Source organism: Flexivirga alba (genome assembly GCF_042661025.1).
Taxonomy (GTDB): domain Bacteria; phylum Actinomycetota; class Actinomycetes; order Actinomycetales; family Dermatophilaceae; genus Flexivirga; species Flexivirga alba.
Genome location: NZ_JBHSWH010000001.1, coordinates 3,444,932 through 3,468,637, shown reverse-complemented (window position 1 = coordinate 3,468,637; position 23,706 = coordinate 3,444,932). Strand labels below are relative to the sequence as shown.

Sequence of the window (23,706 nt, the reverse complement as noted above, 5' to 3'; positions counted from 1 at the left end):
ACCCAACGCAGATGCATGCGCATTCCCTCAATCTGTATTGATAGTCATTCTCGTTAAGGGAACGATAGCAGCCGCCCAGGATGAAGACGAACCTCGACTCGCACACTTGGTGTCGAGTCGCACAGCTGCAGCTGTGCGACTCGACATCAGGTGTGCGGCTCGGCAGTCACGAGCCAGTCGGCGATCGTCCGGCCCAGGGCGCGGTCTGCGACAGCGCTCATGTGGTTTCCGGGGATCTCCACGAAGGTGCCGTTCGGGACAGACTTCGCGAGCTGCTCCGCGCCCTCGTGGTGGTCGACGTCCTGCGCGCCACAGATCGCCAGCAACGGCATCGAAATCCCTGCAAGCGCAGCGGGATCCGTGATCACACTCGATCGCCATACACCACGCAACGCGACCGGGTCCGAACCTGTCTGCCGCATGAAGATGCGCGCCTTGCCGGCAGCCGAGCGCTTGTCCACCTCTTGGTCCAGGTCGAAGGCAGTCTCGTAGACGTCGTCGCGCGTCTTGAGGTTCTCGATGCCCGCCAGACCCATCCCAGCGGTGATGAGCCTCGCCGGTCGGGCGCCGCGCAACACCATCCGGACGCTGGTGTGCGCGCCGAGCGAGTAGCCGCCGAGGTCGTAGTCGGTCAGCCCGAGGTGATCGACCAGCGCTGCACCATCCATTGCCAGCACATCGGGTGGGTATGCCGCCGCGTCGTGCGGCTGCGCACTGTCGCCGTGACCGCGCAGGTCGGGCATGATCACCCGAAAGCCTTTGTCAGCAATCGTTTTCGCGTGTCCGTAGCGGATCCAGTTGGTCAACGCGTTGGAAACGAAACCGTGGATCAACACGACGGGCCGCCCCTGGCCGAGCTCCCGCCATACGAGCTGGGCGCCGTCGAAGGAGGCGAACTGATGTTGGGTGAGCTCAGACATTTCAGGCGAGTGAGCCCATCGGGTCCCAGGCGGGCAGGACGATCGGCTCGATGTCGAGCGCTGCCTGCAACTCGGCCGGGAGGCTGTCGCGGCGAGCCGCGATCTCGAAGACGTATTCGCCGAACCACGAGTCGTTCATCGTGTAGAAGCCCTTGTCGGCCTTCTCGTCGCCCCAGGAGTTCTCGACACGCCACTTGCGCGGAGTGTCACCGTCCAGGTCGACACCGGTCAGCAGCATCGCGTGGGTCATCAGCGTCTCGTGGAACTCCAGGCGTGCTGCCTTGTCCAGCTCGAACTTCGCGTCGTAGATGCCCGCGAAGTCGTAGAGCTCGGCGTCCCACACTCCGGTCTCGCGTTCCATCATCTGGCCGACGTCGCAGCCGAACCAGACCGGCTCGCCATCCTTGATGGCTTGCGCAGCAAGCGTTTTCAGCGTCTCCGACGGCACGTTGAGGTAACGCACGGGTGCTCCCCCGACGATGCTGCCCAACTGGTCAACGGTGAATGTGCGGCCGCGAGGACTGCTCGCCCGCGGGTCGTCGACCAGGCAGACGTAGTCGTTGACGTCGATGGCCAGGTAGCGATCACGGAACTGCGCCGGGGTCAGCGTCCCGTCGCGGTGGAACTCACCCTCGTCGTCGGTCCACTGCCAGTCGAACTCGGTCGGCGGCGTGCCCAGGTGGATTGCGAGCATCCGGTATGCGGCCGACAGGACCTGAGAGCGGATCTCCTGCACTGCACCCTCGTCCTTCGCCGCACGGATGTCGCGGGCTGCCTGGCGCAAGAGGCTACGGAGGTTCTTGTTCATCGCTGCGGTGTTGGACGACGACTCGGTCTCCGGCATCACCGACTTCGGGACGATGCCGTGCTTGGTGACCAAGGCGGCGAACATGTTCCATTGACCGCCGTCACCCATGACGTCCTGCATGACCCACGACAGTGTCCGGTCATCGGTGGGTCGGTCGGCCAGCTGCACGACTGACTCCAGGAAGTAGTTGCACCGCTCGAGCTTGTCCCAGAACAACGGGTAGTTCTGCGACAGCTCGAAGTCCTTGACTCCGAGCTTGCCCATGACGCCGGCGCGCAGCAGGTTGAGCCCGGCGAACATCCAACACCGACCGCTCTTCTCCTGGTTGGTGACGGCCCACTTGTCGAGGCGGTGGGACATGGACCGGTCGATGCGAGTGACGACCGACCTGTCGAGTGCGACCTCGGTGATCGAGTTTCCGGTCACGGCGTTCTGGAAAAGGCGATTGACCGGCCGGGCGTCGAACTCCTTGCGGAGAAGTTCGACGTCCTGCTCGGTCAACGGAGTGGAAGTTTGGCTCATGACTTCAGCTTCTCATGTTGCTGCGTGGACCTGCATCGAGTCAGTGCACCACGTCGGACTTGCGGTCCTCTTCGCGCTCGTAGTCATCGAAAGCTCCTGCGGCGCCGCCGAATTCATCGCCGACCTCGCCGGCGATCTGCGCCGGCTCGTCAGAACCGTCGACGTGGTGCCCGGTCTCGTCCATGCCCTTGTCGGCTGCAGCGAGAGTGCGATGTGCGGTGCTGAGCAGGACGGCCGCGAGGACGGCGGTGACGGCCGCAATGGCGAACGGAACGTGCAAGTTGTAGTGCTCCACCAGCTTGCCTGCGGCGAATGGCGCAAGCCCGCCACCGATGAAGCGGACGAAGCCGTATGCCGCCGACGCGACCGGACGCTCGACCGGCGAGATGACCATGACAGCCTGCGTGGTCAGAGTGTTGTTGATGCCGATGAAGATGCCTGCGGCGATGACCGCACAGATCAGCACGGTGCGGTTGGTCGGCCAGATGGCGATGATCGCCAAGTCGACCGCGAAGAGCGTCAGGGCGACATACAGAGTGGGTGCGGTGCCGAAGCGGCGCTGCAGCCACGGTGCTCCGAAGACTGCGAAGAGGGCCACCAGGATGCCCCAACCGAAGAAGACGAAGCCGAGTTGGATGGCCGACAGCTTCATCGGGAACGGCGCGTAGCCGAGCATTGTGAAGAACGCCCAGTTGTAGAACAGCGCCGCGACTCCCATCGTCAGCAGCCCGCGGTGGGTGAGCGCCTTCAGCGGCGCGAGCAGGGAGGTGGGAGCCTTGGGCTTCGGAGTGTCTGGGAGGAAGAAGACCGTCGCGATGAGTGCGATCAGCATCAGCACGGACACGCCGAAGAACGGGTAGCGCCAAGACATTTCGCCGAGTAGGCCGCCGAGCAACGGGCCGCAGGCGATGCCGACCCCGAGTGCGGTTTCGTAAAGAATGATCGCGCCCGCGAAGCCGCCGGTCGCGGACGACACGATGACCGCCAGCGACGTCGCGATGAACAGCGCGTTGCCCAGGCCCCAGCCGGCACGGAAGCCGACGATGCCGTTGATCGATCCGGCCGATCCGGCCAACGCCGCAAAGATGACGATCAGGGTGAGCCCAGCGATCAGTGTCTTCTTCGCACCGATCCGGCTCGAGACTGCGTTCGTCACGAGCATCGCGACCGCAGTCACCACCAGGTAGCTGGTGAACAGCAAGGTGACCTGGCTGGGCGTAGCGTCCAGTTGGGCGGAGATGGCCGGGAGGATCGGATCGACGAGTCCGATGCCCATAAAGGACACCACACAGGCGAAGGCGACGGCATAGACCGCCTTCGGCTGGTTGAACATCGACGGCCGTTGCTGCTCCGCGGCTGCGGGATGACTCACTACGCGCTCCTCGTGGACGACATCAGAACCACGAGAAACAATATGCCTTCTCTATGTATTGTTCAAATCGTCGCGCTCGATCCACGGGTGAGCGCGGCGCCGCACTGCTGACCACTTCGCAGTCGCCGGCGGCGGGTCGGATCTGTGGGGCAGCAAGGACAACTACACGACCGTCTATCGCAACGGAGTCGTTGGAACGTCATCGACGGTCACCACAAAGGTGACCTCGGTCAGTGGCTTGTCCGGCTACGGAAAGACCGGCATTGTCGTGCGCAACGGCCAGACCTACACCGGGTTCTACTCGACCGATGACGGCGCGACCTGGAAGGAAGTCGGTTCGGCCACCCTGAGCGGGCAGACCGACACAGAATGCAGGTTTGTTCGTGACCTCGGCTGCATCCGGGTCCCCGGCCACGACGCAGTTCCACGGTTTCGACGTCAGCGCCGGATGATCCCCGGAGCTGACGACGCCGGGCCACGGCCCGCATCGCGGGCGCCCGCCACCGACCTCGATCGGTGGCGGGCGCTCTCGTGCATCGACTTACGGGATGAGCAGCACCTTGCCGGTCGTCTGGCGACCTTCCAGAGCCTCGTATGCCGCAGCGGCATCGTCGAGCGCAAACTTCGCGCCGACCTGCAGCTTCAGGCTGCCGTCGGCCAGCTGCCCGAGGACGTCGCCGGAGCGCCAGAGCAACTCTTCCCGGTCCAGCAGGTATGACGCAAGGGTCGGCCGCGTCACGAAGAGCGACCCGAGCCGGTTGAGCACCTGCAGGTCGAGGGGTTCCACTTGGCCGCTGGCGCCGCCGAAGAGCACGCCCATTCCACGCGGGCGCAGCGACTTCAGCGATGCGTCGAAGGTGGCCTTGCCGACCCCGTCATACGCGACGTCAACGCCGCGACCGGCGACCTTCCGCACCTGCTCGGCAAGTGCGTCGCCGGAGAACTCCCGGTAGTTGATGAGCTGTGCGGCGCCGAGATCCTTTGCGATCTGGAGCTTTTCGTCACTGCCCGCGGTTGCAACAACCGTGGCGCCCTTGCTGGTGATGAGCTGCACCAGCAGTTGTCCCACTCCCCCGGCGGCCGCGTGCACGAGGGCGATCTGGCCCTCTTGGACCGGCCAGGTCGAGTTGACGAGGTAGTGCGCCGTCATACCTTGCAGCATCGCGGCGGCGGCCACGTCCAACTCGACACGGTCCGGCACCGGAACCACTTGTGTGGCAACAATGTTCGTGAGTTCGGCCGCGCTGGCCGGCGACCCGGCCCAGGCGACCCGGTCACCGATCGAGACACCCTCGACGCCTGAGCCGACGGCCTCGACCACACCGGCGCCCTCGTCACCGAGAGTGAACGGTGTGGGCAACGGATAGACACCCTGCCGCTTGTAGACGTCGATGAAGTTGACGCCGACCGCAGCAACCCGCACCTGCACTTCGCCGGGTCCCGGCGACGCAACGTCCACCTCCTGCACCTCGAGAACGGATCGGTCACCAGGCTTCGTCACAACCAGAGCTCGTGTCATGACTCAACTCTAAGCAGGGTCGGGTCCCCCGAATCGGGCCGTGTAGTGCCACACCTGCTTGATCGCCTGCGGGTGGTGACCGCCCGTGCGAGCGGCGTCACCGATGAGGCGCGGAGTCAGCACCCCATCGGTCGCCAATTGTGCAGCGAGAGAGACGATTTCGGCGCCGCGGTAATCCGGGTGTGCCCGTATCTCGCCGATGGAGGCGACAAACCCGTCATGCCATTCGACCGGACACGGGAGATCACGGGCAGCGGCTTCCACCGATGTGCCTCGGTAGCTCGGGTCCAGCACCAGCGCCTCGACATCCGTGACGAGATCAACGTGGCCGTGCACCTGTGCCTCGACGTAGTCGTCCAGCAGATCCCGATCGTCGGCGTCCGCAAGATCTGTCAGCGAACACGCGCCGACGACACCGAAATCGCTCGGGTCGTCGAAGCTGTCCGGGTAGCAGAACGTCGTGCGCGCCAGTGTGTGTGCCGCCAGTCGGATGTATGACGACCCGAACCTCGGGGAGGCCCCGGCCCGCCGAAAACGGTGGTTCAGTGCGCCATACTTCGGCCGCAGGTCCGGGTCGGCTTCGTCATACGCGCCGCCGAACAGCGCGCTCTCCCAACGGAATCGGTCGCCGCCACGAAAGGCAGTGAGTCCGCCGTTGCTGGTCCCCGTGACGAACTGCGAAGCGTAGAACCGGTCCCTCGCCAGACGCTCGATCACCAGGTCGTTCGCGTCCGGTCCGGCCCACCGGTCCGGATGGAAGCTGCACGTCACGCGCTGCTCCGGGTCCAGCGGTGTGCCACTGGACCGTGCCATGACACTCGCGACAGCGCGACGAACTGGTTGCGGTTGCTTCACGCCTCGAACGGCGCCGGGTCGCCCGCGCCGGCTCGTGTCACTTCGGCAAACCCGTCGGAGAAGTCGACGACCGTGGTCGGCACCACGCCGCACTCGCCCGAGTCGATCACTGCGTCGACCTGGTGGTCGAGCGCCTCCTTCACCTGCCAGCCGTCGGTCAGCGGGTCGTCCTCACCCGGCAGCAGCAGAGTGCTGGTCATGATCGGCTCGCCGAGCTCGGCGACCAGTGCACGCGCGACCGGATGGTCACTGATCCGCACACCGACCGTCTTCGTCTTGGGCTGCTGCAGCCGGTGGGGCACGTCCGAGGTCGCCGGCAGGATGAACGTGTAGGGACCCGGAGTCGCGGCCTTGATGGCCCGGAACACCCGGTTGTCGATGTGCACGAGCTGCCCGAGCTGGGCGAAGTCTCGGCACATGAGAGTGAAGTTGTGCTTGTCGTTCAGCTGCCGGATGCGCACGATCCGGTCACGCCCGTCACGATTGCCCAGGGTGCAGCCGAGCGCGAAGCACGAGTCGGTCGGGTAGGCGATCAGACCCCCGTCGCGCAGGATCTGCACAGCCTGCGCGATGCTCCGCGGCTGCGGGTCCTTGGGGTGCACGTCGAAATAGCGAGCCATGGGTTCACCGTACGACGTGCTCCACGGACGGCGCAGTGTCTCTCAGCCCCACTTGTCGGCGAGCGTGCGCACAACCTTCAGGTCGCGGGTCGTGGCGACCGGGCCGCCTCGCTCCAGCACGGCGTTGGAGATCTTCGCCTCGTGAGCGGGTTTAGCCAGCCACCAATGGATTTCGCTGCCCACCGGGTGCAGGCGCTCCCCCGGCACATCCCATTCAGACAGCACCGCCGCCCGGTCGGCGGGCAGCGGCTCCTGCAAGAACGTCACGTAGCGCCGCAGAGTGCCACCCTCGAGCGGGTCGGGGAGACCCTCGGCATACTCGGCCACCTGCCGCAGCTGTGCCGGGCTGCGCACCACACACGGTATGGCGAAACCGAACTCGGCCTCGAGCAACTGCTCGAGGGCGGCGCCGACCTTCTGCGCGCTGCGCATCGGGCTGCCGAGAAAGACGTTCCCGCTCTGGATGTGCGTCTGAACATCGTCGAAACCCGCGCTGGTCAACACTTCTCGCAGTCGCTGCATCTTTACCCAGCGACCGCCGACGTTCACCGCCCGCAACAGGACGACGTGGCGCGCCATGGTCAGCCGGCCGGGTGCGACGTGACGTCGGTCGGCAACATCACCGTGCGGCTCACGGTGCACAGCCGATCGTGCGACTTGCGGATCGCGTCCGGCAACACCTTGCGCGCGGCGTCGCCCTCCTCGCCCTCGGGAAACGAGATCTGGAAGCGGATGTCGATCGGACCCATGTGGTTGCCCTCGTCGTCGCGCAACTTGTCACCCTCTGCCGTCACCTCGAACTGTGTCGGCTCGCTGCGCCGCGTGGTGAAGATGTCGACGTCGATTCCGGTACAACCGGCGATCGCCGTCAGGAGCAACTCGACCGGCGTGAACTGGTCGTCGCCGCCACTGCCGAAGTCGAACGTCCCGCCACGCGCGTTGGTCGCGCGGAACTTGCCCGGTGCGGTGCGGCTGATAGTGACGGAGCGGTGTGCGTCAGAAGGCTGAGTCGTCATGTAGCAAGCTTCGCACTACCGTGTGAGCCGTGAGCGCGCACTCGGAGCACAGCATCGTCCTGATCCGCCACGGAGCGACCGAATGGTCGCGACACGGGCGCCATACCGGCACAACCGACCTGCCACTCCTGCCCGAGGGCGAGGAGGACGCCCGCAAGCTGCGCGACCAGGTCAGCGGGCTGGACGTTGTGGCGACGTTCTGCAGCCCGATGCAACGGGCGCGGCGTACCGCCGAGCTGGCCGGACTGACCGGCCTACGGATCGATGATGACCTGCGCGAGTGGGATTACGGTGCGTACGAAGGGCTTTCGACGCCGCAGATCCGTGAGAAGCTCGGCGACCCGTCGTGGGAGATCTTCGCCGACGGTGTCGAGCCCGGCGCCACGCCGGGCGAGACCGTCGAGGATGTCGCCGCACGTGTCAGCCACGTCGTCCGTCACGTCGTGCCGCTGCTCGAGGTCGGCAACGTGGCCCTCGTCGCGCACGGCCATTCACTGCGCATCTTCGCTGCCATCTTCCTTCGCCAGGAAGCACGCATGGGCGCGCAGCTGATCCTCAACGCCGGCTCGTTGTCGACGCTCGGGTTCTACCACGGCACCCCGTGCATCCAGATCTGGAACACCGGCGGCGACGTCGACGGGAGTTGAAGAGCTACGGCAACTTCCAGGTGTGCACCGGCTCGCCGATGTGCATCTTCTCCAGGTAGAGCCGCAGCATCTCGACCAGCGCACTCGCCCGGTCCTTGCCCTTGGCCTCCAAGGCGTTCACGCAGTCGATCTGCCATGACGCGCCGTTCTGACCGGAGCGGCAACGCTCCTCGATGACGCCGAGATAGCGGTCACGCACCTCGGTCGCGACCCCCAGGACTTCAGGCCCTCGTCGGCCATCGGCAGCAGGTGCCGCAGGGTGAGTTCGTCCGCCTGCACCTCGCCGAAGCCCGGCCAGTAGACCTTCGCGTCGATGCCCCGGCGTGCGCAACTGTAGAAATTCTCCTCGGCGGCGGCGAAGCTCATCCGCGTCCACACCGGGCGGTCGGAGTCGGCCAGCGTGCGCACCACACCGTAGTAGAACGCGCTGTTCGCCATACCATCGACAATGGTGGGACCCGCTGGCAACACACGGTTTTCGACCCGCAGATGCGGTTTGCCGTCAACGATGTCGTAGATCGGGCGGTTCCACCGGTAGACCGTGCCGTTGTGCAGCCGCAGCTCGTCAAGCTGCGGGGCGTTACCGGCTTCGAAGACGGCAACCGGGTCCTCGTCGGTCGACTCCGGCAGCAGTGACGGGAAGTAGCGGACGTTCTCCTCGAAGAGATCGAAGATCGAGGTGATCCACCGCTCTCCGAACCAGACCCGCGGCCGCACACCTTGGTTCTTCAACTCGATCGCGCGTGTGTCGGTCGCCTGCTCGAAGAGCGGCACCCGGCTCTCGTGCCACAGCTCCTTGCCGAAGAAGTATGGCGAGTTGGCTCCGATCGCGAGTTGCACCGACGAGATGGCCTGCGCGGCGTTCCAGTGATCGGCGAAACGATGCGGCTGCACCTGCAGGTGCAACTGGACCGAGGTGCACGCGGACTCCGGCGCGATCGAGTCGGCGAACATCGCCAGGCGCTCACCGCCGCCGCCCTCTATGTCGATGAAGATGTCCTCACCGCGTGCTGAGAAGATCGCCTCGTTGAGTGCGGCATACCGAGTGTTGGCGCTCATCCACTCGGTCGTGAAGTGCTCCGGCATCAGCGTCGGGAGGATGCCGATCATCGCGATCTGGGCACCGGCCTCGTTGGCCAGACCCTCTGCGCGGTTGAGGCTTTGGCGCAGATCTTTCTCCAGTTGCAACGCCGAGTCGCCGGGCAGCGGCCGAGGGCTGACGTTGAGCTCGATGTTGTACTGCCCGAGCTCGGTCTGGTAATCCTCGTCGGCGATGCTCTCGAGGACGCTGGCGTTGTTCATCGTCGGATAGAGGTCGTCCCCCACCAGGTTCAGCTCGACCTCCATGCCGGTCAGCTGCCGTTCGAAGTCGAAACTGTGGGTGTGCAGCATCCGCTCGAAGACGTCCAGGTCCTGGCGCACCTTCTCGCGGTAGCGCTGCCGTTGCTCGCGTGTGTATGACGTAGCGGCGACATCTTTGCCCATGGGGGCCTCCTCGGAACCGGCGTGACGACACGCTCGCACATTCTTGCCCCGGTCGGCGGCAAAACGCTGACGGCGGACACGCGTTCCTCACCATGCGGACGATCCGCCACACGCCGAGGGCGTTGCGGTGCCTTGTCGGCGGTGGCTCCTACTGTGCAGGCATGCGCTTGATCCACACCTCCGACTGGCACCTGGGACGTAGTTTCCACGGCGCCTCGCTGGTGGACGCCCAGGCGGCATACCTCGACCATCTCGTCGAGGTGGTGCGCTCGGAGGGCATCGATGCGGTGCTGGTCGCCGGCGACATCTACGACCGGGCACTGCCGGGTCCGGCGAGTGTTCAACTTCTCGATGAGACGCTGGTGCGGCTGCGCGACGCCGGGGCACAGGTAGTTCTCTCGGCGGGCAACCACGATTCAGCGGTGCGCCTCGGTTTCGGTTCTCGCGTGCTGCAGCACGGCGGCGTGCACATCCGGACTTCCGAGCAATCGGTCGGCACACCAGTCCTGTTCGACGACGTCGCCGTCTATCCGCTGCCTTACCTCGAGCCATCCCTCGCCGCACCCGCGCTCGATGCTGCCGAGGCGACCCACGCCGGCGTGCTGCGTGCCTCGATGCGACGAGTGCATGCCGACCTGGCGACGCGTGGGGTCCCCGGGATCGTCATGGCGCACGCGTTCGTCGTCGGGTCCGCGACCTGCGAGTCCGAGCGCGACATCACCGTCGGCGGCGCCAGCGCAGTCCCCGCGTCCACTTTCAACGGCATCGCGTATGCCGCCCTCGGTCACCTGCACGGCGCCCAGCAGGTCGGCGACGTCGGCCGATACAGCGGGTCGCCGGTGGCAATGTCCTTCTCGGAGGCCGACCACCGCAAGAGCTCGGTCCTGATCGACATCGCGGACGACGGCATCTCCACCGAGCTGATCGACGCTCCGGTCGCGCGGCCGCTCGCTCGACTGCGCGGCACCCTGGCCCACCTGCTCGCCGACCCCGACCTGCGTGCGGCCGAAGGTTCGTGGTGCCAGGTCACGCTAACCGACACCACCCGACCGCTCGGTGCGATAGAGCAGCTACGACGACGCTTTCCACACGCGGTGCAGCTGCTCTTCGACCAGCCGGTTAGGCAGCTGCGCGACAGCCGCTACACCAGCAAGGTCGCCGGCAAGGAGACCCTGGAGCTGTGCTGCGACTTCCTCGAACACACTCGTGGCGGCGCCGCGGCCACCGACCCGGAGCGAGACCTGCTGCAGCAGGCAATCGAGCAGACCCGGCTCGAGCGTGACTCCAACGACGGCGCCTCCTGGGTGCACACCGTGGACGACAACGGCGGAAATGCTGGCGTCGCATGAGGCTGCATCGGCTGCGGTTGCAGGCTTTCGGACCGTTCGCCGGCGCTGAGGAGATCGACTTCGACGAGCTGGCGGCCGGCGGGCTGCACCTCATCCATGGTCCGACCGGCGCCGGCAAGACCAGCATCCTGGACGCCATCTGCTTCGCGCTCTTCGCCGGGGTGCCCGGTGGTCGGACCCAGGGGCGGGAGTCATTGCGCAGCGACCACGCCGCCCCGACTGTCCGACCCGAGGTCGAGCTGGAGTTCGGCGTCGGCGAGCGGCGGTTACGGGTGCACCGCTCCCCCGAGCACCAGGTGCCCAAGAAGCGCGGCACCGGCACCCGAGCGCAGCGCGGCAGCGTGACCCTCGAGGAGAGGCGTGCGGGCAGCTGGCAGACGATCAGCACCAGGGCCGACGAGGTTGCCCAGACCATCGGCGACCTGCTCGGCATGGGTCTGTCCCAGTTCGCCCAGGTCATGTTGCTCCCCCAAGGTGAGTTCACCGCCTTCCTGCGAGCCAAGCCGGACGACCGCGGCAAGCTGCTCGAGCGACTCTTCGACATCAGTGACTTCGCTGCCGTCGAGCAGTGGTTGACCAACCACCGAAAAGACCTGGAAACACAGGCAGCTCGCGCTTCCACTGCGCGGGCAACTCTCATTGCGCGGGCCCAGGAGATCCTCGGCGGCGTGGCGCAGGACGTCACCCTCGAGAGTGACGATCAGCCCGCCGGCCTCGACGACCCGAACCAATCGGGCCGGGTGCTCGACGAGATCGTGCGCGACCTCTCCGGTCGCCTGACAGCCTCGCTCGCCGAGTCGGACGCAGCCAGCGGACGCGTTGAGCAGCTGCGTGTGCGGCTCGCCAGTGAGCAGGCAATGGCCGCGCTACAGCGCCAGGCAAGGGCCGCGCAGCAGACTCTCGACAGGGTCGCCGAGCAAGCCACTGCAGTTTCAGCGGCACGAGACCGACTCATGCTGGCCGAGCGCGCACAGCGATGCGGCTCGGCGATTGCCGCGGTCTCCCGTCGCCGATCGACGCACCGCACGACGCTTCTCGCCGCCGAGGCGGAGCGCGACCAACTCACACGGCTTGTGCCCTGGGCCATCCCGGAGCCGCGCGACGACGCCGGACTGACGGACACAGCCCTGCGACCGCTGATCGAGCGAGCAGCCGCCGGCTCCGTTGCGCTGTCGGGGCATGCCGAGCTGCAGCGTCAGCAGCTAACCCTCGAGACCGCTCTACAGACTGCGACCGTTCAGCTGGCGTCCGCCGAACGCCAGGCAACCGACCGGCAGAAGGCCATCGAAGCTGCCGAGGTGCAGCTTGCGCAGCTGGCCGAACGCCGTTCCTCCCTCCTCCCCGAGGCTGCCGCCGAGCCTCACTGGGCTCAATTCCTGGAGGACGTCGAGCGAGCCGGCCGAGCCCTCGAGGCAGCCATCACGGACCTGGACTCCGCGACGTCCGCTCACCAACGCCACCAACGGGCGCAGCACACCTGGACACAGGCCGAGCAGGAAGTCATCCGGCTGCGCAGCGCCCGGCTGGCCGGCATCGCCGCAGAGCTGGCCGATCAGTTGATCGACGGTGACCCCTGCCCGGTATGCGGCTCAGCAGACCACCCGCACACGGCGCAGCCCGCGGCGAATCACGTCGACGCCGAGCGGTTGTCGACGGCTGAGGAGGCGGCAGCCGCAGCGCTCACCGTCGCGAACGGTGCGGCGTCACGCTGGTCGGCAGCGGTGGGCCGCGCGCAGACGACCTGCGGCACAGCGTTCGAGACGCTGTCGCTGCTCGAACGATCCTGCGCGGCAGGCGCGGCCGATGACGACGCCGCCCAGGCTGAAGCTGCCGATGGTGGTGCTGCCGCCGAGCCGGACCCGACTGCAGAGGTGACCGCGCTGCGATCCGAACTGCTGGCCGCCGTGAACGATTCACGCGCACACGCCGGCGAGCTGGCAACCCGCCTGACCGCCGACCCACCAGTTCTGGACATCGCTCTGCCCGGCTTGTTGGGAGAGATCAGCGCCGTGGTCTCGGACTCACGTGCGACGGTGCGCCGCCGTGCCGCCGAGACCGCGTCCGCCGTGCAACAACTGCAGGTGCGAGAGAAGCAGCTACACGCCTTCGAGGCCGAGCTCCGCACCGCGCAGGACGCCGCAAGCACCGCGGCAGAGGCGGCGCGTCTCGGTGCCGCACGGGTGGAGTCGCTCGACGGCCAGGCAACAGCTGCCCGCGATCGGATCGACGAGGTCCTTCGCGAGCACGCGGAGTCGTGCGGTTGCACCGCCAACGCGACCCCGGTGCGTGCCCACGCTCGCTGTGTCGACCAGCTTGACCGCCTGGCGGCACGCGCCGCAGATCAGCGCACGACCTTCGCCGAGCTCGCCACGGCACGAGATGAGCTGGCTTCCCTACTGAAGCAGGCGCATTTCGCCGACGCCGAATCGGCCACGCAGGCAATGCTTTCCGAGTCAGACGCCGAAACCTTGCGGTCCATGGTCTCGACGGCCGAGACGGATGCTGCGAAGGCATCCGGAGTGCTCGAGCAGGCCGAGGTCGCCGCGGCAATCGACGCCCCCGCGCGGAGGTCGACGCGGTCGCGCAAGAGCTGCAGTCCGCCGAGAAGCTGGCGCGCCATACCCATGACGCTGTGGGCGAGATCCGTCGCGCCCTCGGCAGCCTGCAACGCATCGCGGCCGAGTTGACCGCGCACGACGAGCGAAGCGCACCGCTGGCCGATGAGCTTGCGGTCGCTACTTCACTCGCGTCGGCCGTCGCCGGTTCGGGCGACAACACCATGCGGATGCGGCTGACGGCATACGTGCTGGCCGCCCGCCTCGAGTCGGTGACGGCGCTGGCCAACGAACGCCTACAGCTGATGACCGACGGGCGCTACCAACTCGAGCACTCCGACGAACGCGCGGCGCGCGGCAGTAAGAGCGGGCTCGGCCTGCGGGTGCGCGACGCCTGGACCGGGACGACCCGTGACACGGCCACGCTGTCCGGCGGTGAATCGTTCATTGCTTCGCTCGCCCTCGCGCTCGGCCTGGGCGACGCCGTGCTCGAAGCAGCCGGTGGGCGGCGCCTGGAGACCCTCCTGGTCGACGAAGGGTTCGGCTCGCTGGACGAGGACAGCCTCGAGCAGGTGCTCGATGTGCTCGACGGCCTGCGCGCAGGTGGCCGCAACGTCGGCATTGTCAGCCACGTACCCGAGCTGCGGGCCCGCATCCCCGCCCAGATCCGCGTCTGCAAGACCGCCCACGGCTCCACGGTCCAAGTGGTCACCGCCGACGTGGCTTGAGCAGCCCGTTGCGGCCACGCCGCGGACAGTTCGGCGGTCGACCCACACCGCGTGGGAAACTATGGAGGTGCGGCCGATCAAGCAATCCAAGAAACTCCAGGGCGTCCGATACGACGTGCGCGGACCGATCCTCGTGGAAGCCGAGAAGCTGGAGGCTCAGGGCCACCGGATCCTGAAGCTCAACATCGGCAACACCGCACCCTTCGGATTCGAGGCACCCGACGCGGTGCTGCGCGACATGATCCACAACCTGCCGCAATCGCAGGGCTACAGCGACAGCCGCGGCATCTACTCCGCGCGGACCGCAGTCGCGCACTATTACCAGTCGCACGGGCTGACCGACACCACCGTCGAAGACGTCTTCATCGGCAACGGCGTCTCCGAGTTGATCAGCATGGTGCTGCAGGCCTTCGTCGACGACGGCAACGAGATCCTCATTCCAGCGCCGGACTATCCGCTGTGGACAGGTGCGGTCTCGCTGGCAGGCGGCACACCGGTGCATTACCGGTGCGACGAGAGCAACGACTGGAATCCGGACCTGGCCGACATCGAGGCCAAGATCACCGACAACACGCACGCGTTGGTCGTGATCAATCCGAACAACCCGACCGGCGCGGTCTACTCCGAGGACACCGTGCGCGGCATGGTCGACATCGCGCGCAGGCACGATCTCGTCCTGATGGTCGACGAGATCTACGAGAAGATCATCTTCGAGGACGCGGTGCACCACCACGCGGCCACCTTCGCCGGCGACGACGTGCTGTGCCTGACCTTCAGCGGGCTCTCCAAGGCCTACCGGTCCTGCGGCTACCGCGCCGGTTGGCTGATGATCGCCGGTCCGAAGCATCTCGCGGCGGACTTTCTGGAGGGCCTGACCCTGCTGGCCAACATGCGGATGTGTGCCAACGTGCCCGGCCAGCACGCGATCCAGACTGCCCTCGGTGGATATCAGTCGATCGGCGAGCTGGTCGGCCCTGGCGGTCGCTTCTACGAGCAGTCGATGACTGCGTGGCGGCTGCTCAACGAAATCCCCGGCGTCAGCTGCGTCAAGCCGCACGGTGCGCTCTATTGCTTCCCGCGTCTCGACCCCGACGTTTACCCGATCGAGGACGACCAGCAGTTCGTCATCGAGTTGCTGCGCGCCGAGAAGATCCTGGTCACGCACGGCACCGGCTTCAACTGGTTCGAGCCGGATCACTTCCGCCTCGTCACCCTGCCGGACATTGATGTGCTCACCGAGGCCATCGGCCGAATCGCCAACTATCTCAGTGCTGTTCGAGCTGGTGTGAAGGCAGGCACGTCGACGTCATGACGATGCTGCATTGCCCTGCGACGGTGTTGCTCGCCAGGCACGGTGAGGCGGCATACGAAGCAAGAACCTGGTCAGACGAGGAGGCTCGCTGACCCGTGACGGCCGGTCGCAGGCTGCGGCCCTGGCCGACCGGCTGCACGGCCGACGCGTCGCGCACATTTACACCAGCACCATGGCCCGCGCGGTGCAGACCGCCGAGATCGCTGCTGCCAAGCTCGACGTTTCCGTCACCACCCGTCGCGGCCTGCAAGAGTTCGGCGTCGGCAGCCACGTGGACGTCGGGCGCGACACCGACCCGTTCGCCGAGACCTTCGCCCAGTGGCTGGACGGTGATCTCACCGCGCGGGTCGCCGGCGGCGAGTCCGGGGACGAGATCGTCGCCCGTGCGAACGCCGTGCTCCAGGACATCGCCGACGCCCATCCCGGAGAAACGGTGCTCGTCGTGTCACACGGCGGCATCCTCACGCTCGCCATACAAAACTTGTTGACCTTCGAACCCGGTGTGAAACCAAAGCAATTCGCCAATTGCGCGTTCGCCGAGACCGAGCTGCGTGGCGACGGTTGGCGGCTCACCGGCTGGTCCGACCCCACCTGAGCTCCGAGCGCGCACAGAGCTTCAGAAGACGATCCAGGGTATGCCGGGCAGCTGCCACACGAAGGCCTGGCGGGGGTAGTACTCCGTGATGCGCATGTTCTCCACGTCCAGGACGGAACCCAGGGGCCCGATCTTGGAAGTGTTGCGCCAGAGCACATGCCCCGCAGGCGAAACCACGCCCAGTTGAACGGTATTGGTGAACGTCAAGTGGGAGCCGGCAACGTGGGTGTGGCTCTGCCACAAGACTTTCGATCCCCAGCGGTAGACGAGGTTGCCGTCCTTCTGCATCAGCAGCTTGCGGGTGACGGACGTGTTGTCGGCAGTCGACGCGGTCAATGATTGTCCTGCCCAGAGTCTGGACCCGGGCGCCATCAAGCGAGCGGTCGTGCCGCTGCGCCATACGATGCTGCCGCCGGCGTTGTAGAGCGCGAGGATCCCGGAGGGCAACAACGCGAGTCGTTTCCCCCGCTCCCCGACGTGTTGCTGTGCCAGAGCAGCGCACCGGTCGAGTGACGCAGCGTGATGTCACCGTCGCACAGCAGCGACAAGACTGTTGCATCACGGTAGTCGTGGTGGACACCGCGCGGGTCGGACCGGATCCAGGTCCAGACCTGCACGCTGTAGCTCCCCTTCGAGCCAGGGACAGGGGTTTCCTGGTCGATGCCCAACAGGTCGCCATTCAACTGCAGCGCGAAATCGCCGGCAAAGAAGAGACTGTGGAAAGTGTCGCTCTCCAGATGCGTCACGTGATGACAAGCGGTCAACACGGTTGTGCCTGCCGCAGTCGCTTCTGCACTGCTGACCGGTGCCGCGAAACCGACAGCGCCCAAGAGGACCGCACACGCCATTGCCAGGACGTGTCTCGTCCAGTTCCGATGTTTCATGGTTCCCCTTGCCTACCGCCCTGTTCCGACAAACCGGAGGTTAGACCCTGACGCATTCCGCCCGCGGTGGATTGGCTGAAGTGCATCGGCCCGCAGGCGTCCATCACAGCCCGTGGATCCCCTCGCCCGGGTGGAGACGCGCATCCACCCGGTCTCCACCCATAGGTCTGCCCACGGGCGGATCCGCTTTCCCTGCCGAATCCCGATGCTTGAAGTCATCACCGAGCACGACTCAAGCACTCGCGAAAGGCACAATTCATGTCCGACTTCCAGCAGGCGCTCCTCATCAGCGGCGGCATCGCCTTCTTCGTCCTCCTCACCCAGTACGGTCGCCGGGCGTTCACCGCTCACTCAATGATCCGACCGCTGCTGACGATCGTCGGGGTCGCCTTCTTCTACTTGCGCGGTATGCCGACCGACCTCTCGGAGCTCTGGTTGTATGCCGCCGGCCTCGGGCTGGGCCTCGTGTGCGGCGCCGTCGCCACGGTCTTCACCGGCATCGAGCGGGACGCGAAGACCGGCAAGGTCATGACCGTGTGCGGTGTCGGCTTTGCAGCGACCTGGCTGGTCGTCGTGGCCGCACGGCTGGCATTCGTCTGGGAGGCCGACCACAACGGCACCTTCCGGCAGCACCTGGGAACGTTCATGATGAACCACCAGCTGCACGAGGCGTCGATCGCACCGTTCTTCGTGATCTGGGCGCTGGCCATGGTGCTCTCTCGCATCGCGGCCAACGCGGTCCGCGCCGGACGGCTCCCTCAGGCCCGGCAGCAGCTGACGCAGGTCAAGGAGCCGGTCGCCGCCTGACCGCCCGCCGCCACGATTGACCGGCATACCTCTGCTTTGAGCGGCGTAGCGAATCGCCAGGATTCGCTACGCCGCTCAATCAGTTGGTATGCCGGTCAATCACGGGGCGGCTCACTCGGAGGTGGGACCGAGGCCGTGCTGGAACGCGAAAGTCACGGCAGCCGCCCGGTCGCGGACGCCGGCCTTCGCGAAGAGGTTGTTGATGTGCGTCTTGACCGTGCCCTCGCTCACGAAGAGGTGCCCGGCGATGTCCCGGTTGCTCATGCCGGATGCGATCAGCGTCAGCACCTCCTGCTCTCGCGGGGTCAGGCCGGCCGGAGCCACAGGCGGCGCGGCCGCCGAGCCGATCGGACCGCTGCGCTGCATCGCCGCACGGACCAGTTGCTGCTGCACCTTCGGATCGAGCACCGCCTGCCCGCTCGCCACCGTCCGTATGGCGCCAGCGATCTCGGCCCGGCCAGCGTCCTTCGTGAGCCGCGGGCACCCGCGTCGAGCGCCCGCATGATCGACTCGTCGTCGCCATACGTCGTCAGGATCAGCACGCTGGTCTCCGGAGCACGCTCGCTGAGCATGCTCGTCGCGCCGGCCCCGTCGAGGCGCGGCATGTTGAGATCCATCAGGACGACGTCGGCGTGTTCGGCGATCGCAGCGGCAACCGCCTGCTCTCCGTCGGCGGCGGTGCCGACGACCTCGATGTCGTCATAGAGGCCGAGCATCGCCGCGACCGACTCACGGATCACCGTCTGGTCGTCAGCGACAACCACACGAATCAGACTGTCTTCACTGGGCATTCGATTCCTCTGCGTTTCGTCGGCTCGGAAGCTGCGCGGACACGCGCCAGCCACCGGCGAACTCCCCGTCGTTCACCGGGCCGATGGTGCAGCTACCGCCCAACAACTCGACACGTTCTCGGATGCCGACCAGGCCCATTCCGCTGCCTGTGCCGGTCCCGACCGCCTCGCCGGGGCCGTTGACCACATCGACATCGACCAGCTCGCCCGCACACATCACGCGCACCCGGGTGCTCGCCCCCTGGGCGTGCCTGCGCACGTTGGTCAGCGCCTCTTGGACGATCCGGACCGTCTCTTGCCCGGTAACCGCTTCGAGTGCGTCGAGGTCACCGGCAACCTCGAGCTGCTCCCCCGGTTGGACCATCCGCTCGAGGGTCGAGCGCAGGTCGAGCGTTCCGTCCCGGAGCGCACGAACAGCGCGTCGCGCCTCATCGAGCCCGTCGACGACCAGACCGCGCGCGGTCTGCACGGTCCCCGCCCTTCCTCCTGGCGTCCGAGCTCGAGCTGCGCGTCCGCCAGATCCAGCTGCAAACTCACGCCTGACAGCGTGTGCGCCAACACGTCATGTATGTCGCGAGCGATGCGCGTGCGTTCGGCCATGGCACTCGCCCGGGCATCGGACTCGGCTGTGCGTTGCGTCTGCTCCACCAATTGGCGGCTCAGTTGTAGCGTCCTTCGTCGGCTCTGGGACGCCAAGCCGGGCAGGATCGTCAGACCCACGAGGATCACGGCATACCAATTCCAGGCCGCGGATCCGGCAGCCGGGTTGCTGATCATCGCGATCGCGACGGTCATCAGGGTGAGACAGATCGCAACCCGCGTCGGCCACCGCGCACCGAAATGACTGCACGCGACGAACGCCAGCGAGACGCACCACCCGGACGCACCGAAGGCAAGGCCGGCCGTGACACCGAAGGCGACACTGACCGCGAACCTCGGCCACAGGCTCAGCCACCGGTCCGAGAGCAACCGCACGAAGGCGAAGGCCCCGCACAACGCGACCAGTCCGTAGGTGAGCACGGTGTGCCCACCGATCGGCCGAACGGTCAGGAGGCTGAGTGTGACCAGAAAGGCGGCGAGCAATGGCTGCACGCGTTCGTCGAACAGGTCGATCCAAATGTTCGACACCGGGTCGTTATCGGACGACTCGAGCTCGCGTCGCAACCGATTCAGCACCTGATGATTCTGGCACCCTCCGGCTCAGTCCTCGAACGCCTCCGGCGGCGGGCACGAGCAGACCAGGTGCCGGTCGCCGTAAGCGCCGTCGATCCGGCGCACCGGAGCCCAGTACTTACGAAGCGGATCCACGCCACTGGGGTATGCCGCCTCGCGACGCGTGTAAGGGTGCTCCCATTCGTCGGCAGCCAGCGACAACGCCGTGTGCGGTGCGTGCCGCAGCGCCGAGTCGTCGGCAGAGACGGCGCCGTCGATGACCTGCTGGATCTCCGCACGGATCGCGATCATCGCGTCGCAGAAGCGATCCAGCTCCTCCAGCGACTCACTCTCGGTCGGCTCGACCATCAGCGTGCCGGCGACCGGGAACGACATCGTCGGGGCGTGGAAGCCGTAGTCGACCAGCCGCTTGGCGACGTCGTCGACGGTGACGCCCGACTCCTTGGTCAGGTCGCGCAGGTCCAGGATGCACTCGTGCGCAACGAGATCGCCCTCACCGGCATACAGCACCGGGAAGTGCGAACTGAGCCGTTTGGCAACGTAATTCGCGGACAGGATTGCCGCCTGCGTCGCCTTCGCGAGCCCGGCACCACCCATCAGCCGGACGTAGGCCCAGGAGATCGGCAGGATCGATGCCGAGCCGTATGGCGCTGCCGACACCGGCCCGGTCTCCCCCGTGAGCTCTTCGGCGAACGGGTGCGAGGGCAGGTATGGCGCCAGGTGCTCTCGCACACCGATCGGGCCGACACCCGGGCCACCGCCGCCGTGCGGGATGCAGAACGTCTTGTGCAGGTTAAGGTGCGACACGTCGCCACCGAACTTGCCCGGACGAGCCAGGCCGATCAGCGCGTTGAGGTTGGCGCCGTCGACATACACCTGCCCGCCGGCCTCGTGCACCAGCGAACAGAGCTCCGAGATGGTGTCCTCGAAGACTCCGTGCGTCGACGGGTAGGTAACCATGATCGCGGCCAGGTCCTCACCGTGCTCCTTGAGCTTGCCCTTGAGGTCCTCCATGTCGATCTCGCCGGTCGGTGCGGTCTTGACGACGACAACCTTCATCCCGGCCATGACCGCGGACGCTGCGTTCGTGCCGTGCGCCGATGCCGGGATCAGGCAGACGTTGCGGGCCAACTCGCCGCGCGACTCGTGGTAACCGCGGATCGCCAGCAGTCCGGCGAGCTCACCCTGCGAGCCGGCGTTGGGCTGCAGCGACACGGAGTCGTAGCCGGTGATCTCACACAGCCACTGCTCAAGGTCGGTGATCAACTCGCGAATGCCCACGGTCTGCTCCGACGGCGCGAACGGGTGCAGGTTCGCGAACTCCGGCCAGGTGATCGACTCCATCTCGGTGGTCGCGTTGAGCTTCATCGTGCACGAGCCCAGCGGGATCATGCCGCGGTCGAGTGCGTAGTCACGGTCGGCCAGCGTGCGCAGGTAACGCAGCATCGCCGTCTCGCTGTGGTGCGAGCTGAAGACCGGGTGGGTCAGGATCTCGTCGGTGCGAACCAGGCTTTCGTCCCAGCTCAGCTCGCCGTCGGCCGGGACGGGCGCGTTGACCCCGAACGCGGCGGCGACGCCGACCAGCTGCTCGTCGGTCGTCGTCTCATCGACGCTCACCGAGACGTGGTCGCTGTCGACCCGCCATACGTTGATGCCCCGCTCGCGAGCGGCCGCGACGACGGCATCCGCCCGACCGGGCAGCACCGCTGTCACCGTGTCGAAGTAGCTGTCGCTGACGAGGTCGACGCCGCCGGCGGCCAGTGCTTCGGCCAGGCCGACCGCCTTGCCGTGGACCTCGCGGGCGATGCGCCGTAGACCGTCCGGGCCGTGCCACACGGCATACATCGACGCCATGACGGCGAGCAGAACCTGCGCCGTGCAGATGTTGGACGTGGCCTTCTCGCGACGGATGTGCTGCTCGCGGGTCTGCAGCGCCAGCCGGTATGCCGGGTGGCCGTCCGCATCCTGGCTGACGCCGACCAGTCGGCCCGGCAGGGTCCGCTCGAGGCCCTTGCGGACACTCATGTAACCGGCGTGCGGGCCGCCGAAGCCCATCGGCACGCCGAACCGCTGGCTGGTGCCGACCGCGACGTCCGCGCCGAGCTCGGCCGGCGAGGTGAGCAGGGTCAGTGCGAGCAGGTCCGCGGCCACGGTCACGAGCGCCTTCGTCTCGTGCGCGGCGGCGATCAGGGCACGCCAGTCGGCGATGACTCCGTCGGCTCCGGGGTACTGAACCACGACGCCGAAGACGTCGCGCTCCCCGCCGCCGCGCGCAACCCGGCCTCATCCGTGACCGAGCGAAGGTCGGTCACCACGACCTCGATGTCGAGAGCGGTGGCGCGGGTTTGCACGACGGCGATCGACTGCGGCATCAGCTGGGCGTCGAGCAGCAGAACAGCGTCCTGGGCCGCCTTCGAGCCGCGGCGCATCAGCGTCATCGCTTCAGCCACCGCAGTCGCCTCGTCCAGCAGCGACGCCCCGGCCGTCGGTAGGCCGGTCAAGTCGGAGATGACGGTCTGGAAGTTGAGCAGCGCCTCGAGGCGTCCCTGCGAGATCTCCGGCTGGTATGGCGTGTAGGCGGTGTACCAGGCGGGGCTCTCCAGGATGTTGCGGCGCACGACAGCCGGCGTATGCGTGCCGTAATAGCCCAGCCCGATCATCGAGGTCAGCACCTGATTGCGATCGGCCTTGGCACGCAGTTCCTCGATCACGGCCGGCTCGGACGGCGCAGCGTCCACCGCGAGAGCCTCCGAGGCGCGGATACCACCGGGGACCGCCTTGGCGAGGAGATCCTCCATCGTGGAATAGCCGAGCAGCCCGAGCATCGACGAAACGTCGTCGTCGGTCGGTCCGATGTGGCGGGAAGGGAAGTCGGGCAACTCGACAGCACTCATGGGGCGGCACCTTCGGTCGGGGTCGTGCGTAACTGATGACAGTGTCCCCAACTGTCGTCACCCAACGGTGCCTTCAGAGCTGCCTCAGCCGGGCGGTCCTGGCGCCTGAGAGGTTCTGAGGAAGTTGCCCCTTCGGCGTCCGACCCACGTATGGCGGAACTCTCCCGCCCGGTGTCGTAAGCAGGCACAAATTTAGCACCTGCAGACAAGTTGTCCGCAGGTGCCGAAAGTTGTTTGTGTGTCGGAGCTCAGCCGGCGGCGGAACGGCGGGCGCGACGCTCGCGCAACTCGTCTCCGGGGTGTGCCGCAGGAGCCTGCTCGTCGGGGCGCTCGCCGGGCAACTCCGCCAGCGAACCCTCGACCTCACGCCATACCGAACCGAGCGCGATGCCGAAGACGCCCTGACCGCCGCGCAAGAGGTCGATGACCTGGTCGTCGGACGTGCACTCGTAGACGCTGGCACCGTCGGACATCAACGTGATGCCGGCCAACTCGGCAACCCCGTGCTCGCGCAGCACAGTCACCGCGACGCGGATCTGCTGCAGTGAGACGCCGGTATCCAGCAGCCGCTTGATGACCTTGATGACCAGGATGTCCCGGAAGCTGTAAAGCCGCTGGTGGCCCGAACCCGTGGGGTTGCGAACCGACGGCTCGAGCAGGCCGGTGCGAGCCCAGTAGTCCAACTGGCGGTAGGTCACGCCAGCAGCACGGCACACGGCGGGTCCGCGGTAACCGACCTGATCGGTCATCTCCTCCGGCAGGTCCTGCGTGAACAGCGCTTCCTGCATCGGCACGGGCGCGTTCGACTTCGCACTGCGCTGTGCTTCATCCTTGCTGACCACGAGATCCTCCAC

22 protein-coding genes, 2 pseudogenes and 1 riboswitch are annotated in these 23,706 nt (G+C 66.8%); of the genes and pseudogenes, 7 read left to right on the top strand and 17 right to left on the bottom strand.

The features are described from left to right. Positions 1-146: 146 nt before the first annotated feature. The 8 genes from ACFQDH_RS17085 to ACFQDH_RS17050 all read right to left on the bottom strand — a co-directional run bounded on the left by ACFQDH_RS17085 (position 147) and on the right by ACFQDH_RS17050 (position 7,632). Positions 147-920, bottom strand: a complete 774-nt coding sequence (locus ACFQDH_RS17085; RefSeq protein ID WP_382403595.1) for an alpha/beta fold hydrolase — start codon at positions 918-920, stop codon at positions 147-149. A 1-nt stretch (position 921) separates the two neighbouring features. Beyond that, positions 922-2,250 carry a C1 family peptidase gene (locus ACFQDH_RS17080; protein WP_382403594.1) on the bottom strand — a complete coding sequence of 443 codons (1,329 nt, stop codon included), beginning with the start codon at positions 2,248-2,250 and terminating at the stop codon, positions 922-924. Positions 2,251-2,290: 40 nt separating this feature from the next. Then, the gene (locus ACFQDH_RS17075) at positions 2,291-3,622 is read right to left on the bottom strand and encodes an MFS transporter (RefSeq protein ID WP_382403593.1); all 1,332 of its coding nucleotides are present in this window, start codon (positions 3,620-3,622) and stop codon (positions 2,291-2,293) included. A gap of 541 nt (positions 3,623-4,163) precedes the next feature. Further along, a complete protein-coding gene (locus tag ACFQDH_RS17070; RefSeq protein WP_382403592.1) occupies positions 4,164-5,141 on the bottom strand; it encodes a quinone oxidoreductase family protein in 978 nt (325 codons plus the stop codon). Between the two features lie 9 nt (positions 5,142-5,150). After that, positions 5,151-5,954: a DUF3626 domain-containing protein gene (locus ACFQDH_RS17065; RefSeq protein WP_382403591.1), complete on the bottom strand. Its 804-nt coding sequence runs from the start codon at positions 5,952-5,954 to the stop codon at positions 5,151-5,153. A 38-nt stretch (positions 5,955-5,992) separates the two neighbouring features. After that, on the bottom strand, positions 5,993-6,616 hold the full coding sequence (locus ACFQDH_RS17060) for an L-threonylcarbamoyladenylate synthase (protein WP_382403590.1): 624 nt from the start codon (positions 6,614-6,616) through the stop codon (positions 5,993-5,995). A gap of 42 nt (positions 6,617-6,658) precedes the next feature. Beyond that, on the bottom strand, positions 6,659-7,195 hold the full coding sequence (locus ACFQDH_RS17055) for a DUF1697 domain-containing protein (protein ID WP_382403589.1): 537 nt from the start codon (positions 7,193-7,195) through the stop codon (positions 6,659-6,661). A gap of 2 nt (positions 7,196-7,197) precedes the next feature. After that, a complete protein-coding gene (locus tag ACFQDH_RS17050) occupies positions 7,198-7,632 on the bottom strand; it encodes an OsmC family protein (RefSeq protein ID WP_382403588.1) in 435 nt (144 codons plus the stop codon). Positions 7,633-7,661: 29 nt separating this feature from the next. On the opposite strand from ACFQDH_RS17050, the gene ACFQDH_RS17045 reads away from it, so the two are divergent. Beyond that, complete coding sequence (locus ACFQDH_RS17045; RefSeq protein ID WP_382403587.1) at positions 7,662-8,279, top strand: histidine phosphatase family protein; 618 nt, start codon at positions 7,662-7,664, stop codon at positions 8,277-8,279. 4 nt (positions 8,280-8,283) lie between these two features. Here the strand turns inward: ACFQDH_RS17045 and ACFQDH_RS17040 are convergent. After that, positions 8,284-9,764: pseudogene (locus ACFQDH_RS17040) on the bottom strand (glutamate-cysteine ligase family protein). A 161-nt stretch (positions 9,765-9,925) separates the two neighbouring features. On the opposite strand from ACFQDH_RS17040, the gene ACFQDH_RS17035 reads away from it, so the two are divergent. From ACFQDH_RS17035 to ACFQDH_RS17015, 5 genes are all read left to right on the top strand, one after another. Continuing rightward, positions 9,926-11,113, top strand: coding sequence for an exonuclease SbcCD subunit D (locus tag ACFQDH_RS17035; protein WP_382403586.1), 1,188 nt, complete (start codon positions 9,926-9,928; stop codon positions 11,111-11,113). Beyond that, positions 11,110-13,800: an AAA family ATPase gene (locus tag ACFQDH_RS17030; RefSeq protein ID WP_382403585.1), complete on the top strand. Its 2,691-nt coding sequence runs from the start codon at positions 11,110-11,112 to the stop codon at positions 13,798-13,800. The genes ACFQDH_RS17035 and ACFQDH_RS17030 overlap by 4 nt, the downstream gene beginning before the upstream one ends. Beyond that, a complete protein-coding gene (locus ACFQDH_RS17025; RefSeq protein WP_382403584.1) occupies positions 13,746-14,396 on the top strand; it encodes an SbcC/MukB-like Walker B domain-containing protein in 651 nt (216 codons plus the stop codon). Before ACFQDH_RS17030 ends, ACFQDH_RS17025 begins: the two co-directional genes overlap by 55 nt. Positions 14,397-14,463: 67 nt before the next feature. Further along, entirely contained in the window at positions 14,464-15,708 is a 1,245-nt protein-coding gene (locus ACFQDH_RS17020; protein ID WP_382403583.1) for a pyridoxal phosphate-dependent aminotransferase, read from the top strand. A gap of 52 nt (positions 15,709-15,760) precedes the next feature. After that, a complete protein-coding gene (locus ACFQDH_RS17015; protein WP_382404892.1) occupies positions 15,761-16,303 on the top strand; it encodes a histidine phosphatase family protein in 543 nt (180 codons plus the stop codon). Between the two features lie 21 nt (positions 16,304-16,324). On the opposite strand, the gene ACFQDH_RS17010 is transcribed toward ACFQDH_RS17015, so the two are convergent. After that, positions 16,325-16,639, bottom strand: coding sequence for a hypothetical protein (locus ACFQDH_RS17010; RefSeq protein ID WP_382403582.1), 315 nt, complete (start codon positions 16,637-16,639; stop codon positions 16,325-16,327). Positions 16,640-16,674: 35 nt separating this feature from the next. Next, complete coding sequence (locus tag ACFQDH_RS17005; protein ID WP_382403581.1) at positions 16,675-17,187, bottom strand: hypothetical protein; 513 nt, start codon at positions 17,185-17,187, stop codon at positions 16,675-16,677. A gap of 258 nt (positions 17,188-17,445) precedes the next feature. Here ACFQDH_RS17005 and ACFQDH_RS17000 point away from each other — a divergent pair, with 258 nt between their 5' ends. Beyond that, positions 17,446-17,994 (top strand): hypothetical protein, encoded by a 549-nt coding sequence (locus ACFQDH_RS17000; RefSeq protein ID WP_382403580.1) that lies wholly within the window; start codon positions 17,446-17,448, stop codon positions 17,992-17,994. Positions 17,995-18,105: 111 nt separating this feature from the next. Here the strand turns inward: ACFQDH_RS17000 and ACFQDH_RS16995 are convergent, their stop codons facing one another. From ACFQDH_RS16995 to ACFQDH_RS16970, 6 genes and pseudogenes are all read right to left on the bottom strand, one after another. Further along, positions 18,106-18,258, bottom strand: a complete 153-nt coding sequence (locus ACFQDH_RS16995; RefSeq protein WP_382403579.1) for a response regulator transcription factor — start codon at positions 18,256-18,258, stop codon at positions 18,106-18,108. Between the two features lie 41 nt (positions 18,259-18,299). Beyond that, a complete protein-coding gene (locus ACFQDH_RS16990; RefSeq protein ID WP_382403578.1) occupies positions 18,300-18,758 on the bottom strand; it encodes a response regulator in 459 nt (152 codons plus the stop codon). 16 nt (positions 18,759-18,774) lie between these two features. After that, positions 18,775-19,044: a sensor histidine kinase gene (locus ACFQDH_RS16985; protein WP_382403577.1), complete on the bottom strand. Its 270-nt coding sequence runs from the start codon at positions 19,042-19,044 to the stop codon at positions 18,775-18,777. A gap of 5 nt (positions 19,045-19,049) precedes the next feature. Then, a complete protein-coding gene (locus ACFQDH_RS16980) occupies positions 19,050-19,913 on the bottom strand; it encodes a histidine kinase (RefSeq protein ID WP_382403576.1) in 864 nt (287 codons plus the stop codon). Positions 19,914-19,985: 72 nt separating this feature from the next. After that, positions 19,986-22,852: pseudogene (gene gcvP, locus ACFQDH_RS16975) on the bottom strand (aminomethyl-transferring glycine dehydrogenase). A gap of 83 nt (positions 22,853-22,935) precedes the next feature. Continuing rightward, positions 22,936-23,029, bottom strand: a riboswitch (glycine riboswitch). A 71-nt stretch (positions 23,030-23,100) separates the two neighbouring features. Further along, entirely contained in the window at positions 23,101-23,640 is a 540-nt protein-coding gene (locus ACFQDH_RS16970; RefSeq protein WP_382404891.1) for a MerR family transcriptional regulator, read from the bottom strand. Positions 23,641-23,706: the final 66 nt, after the last annotated feature.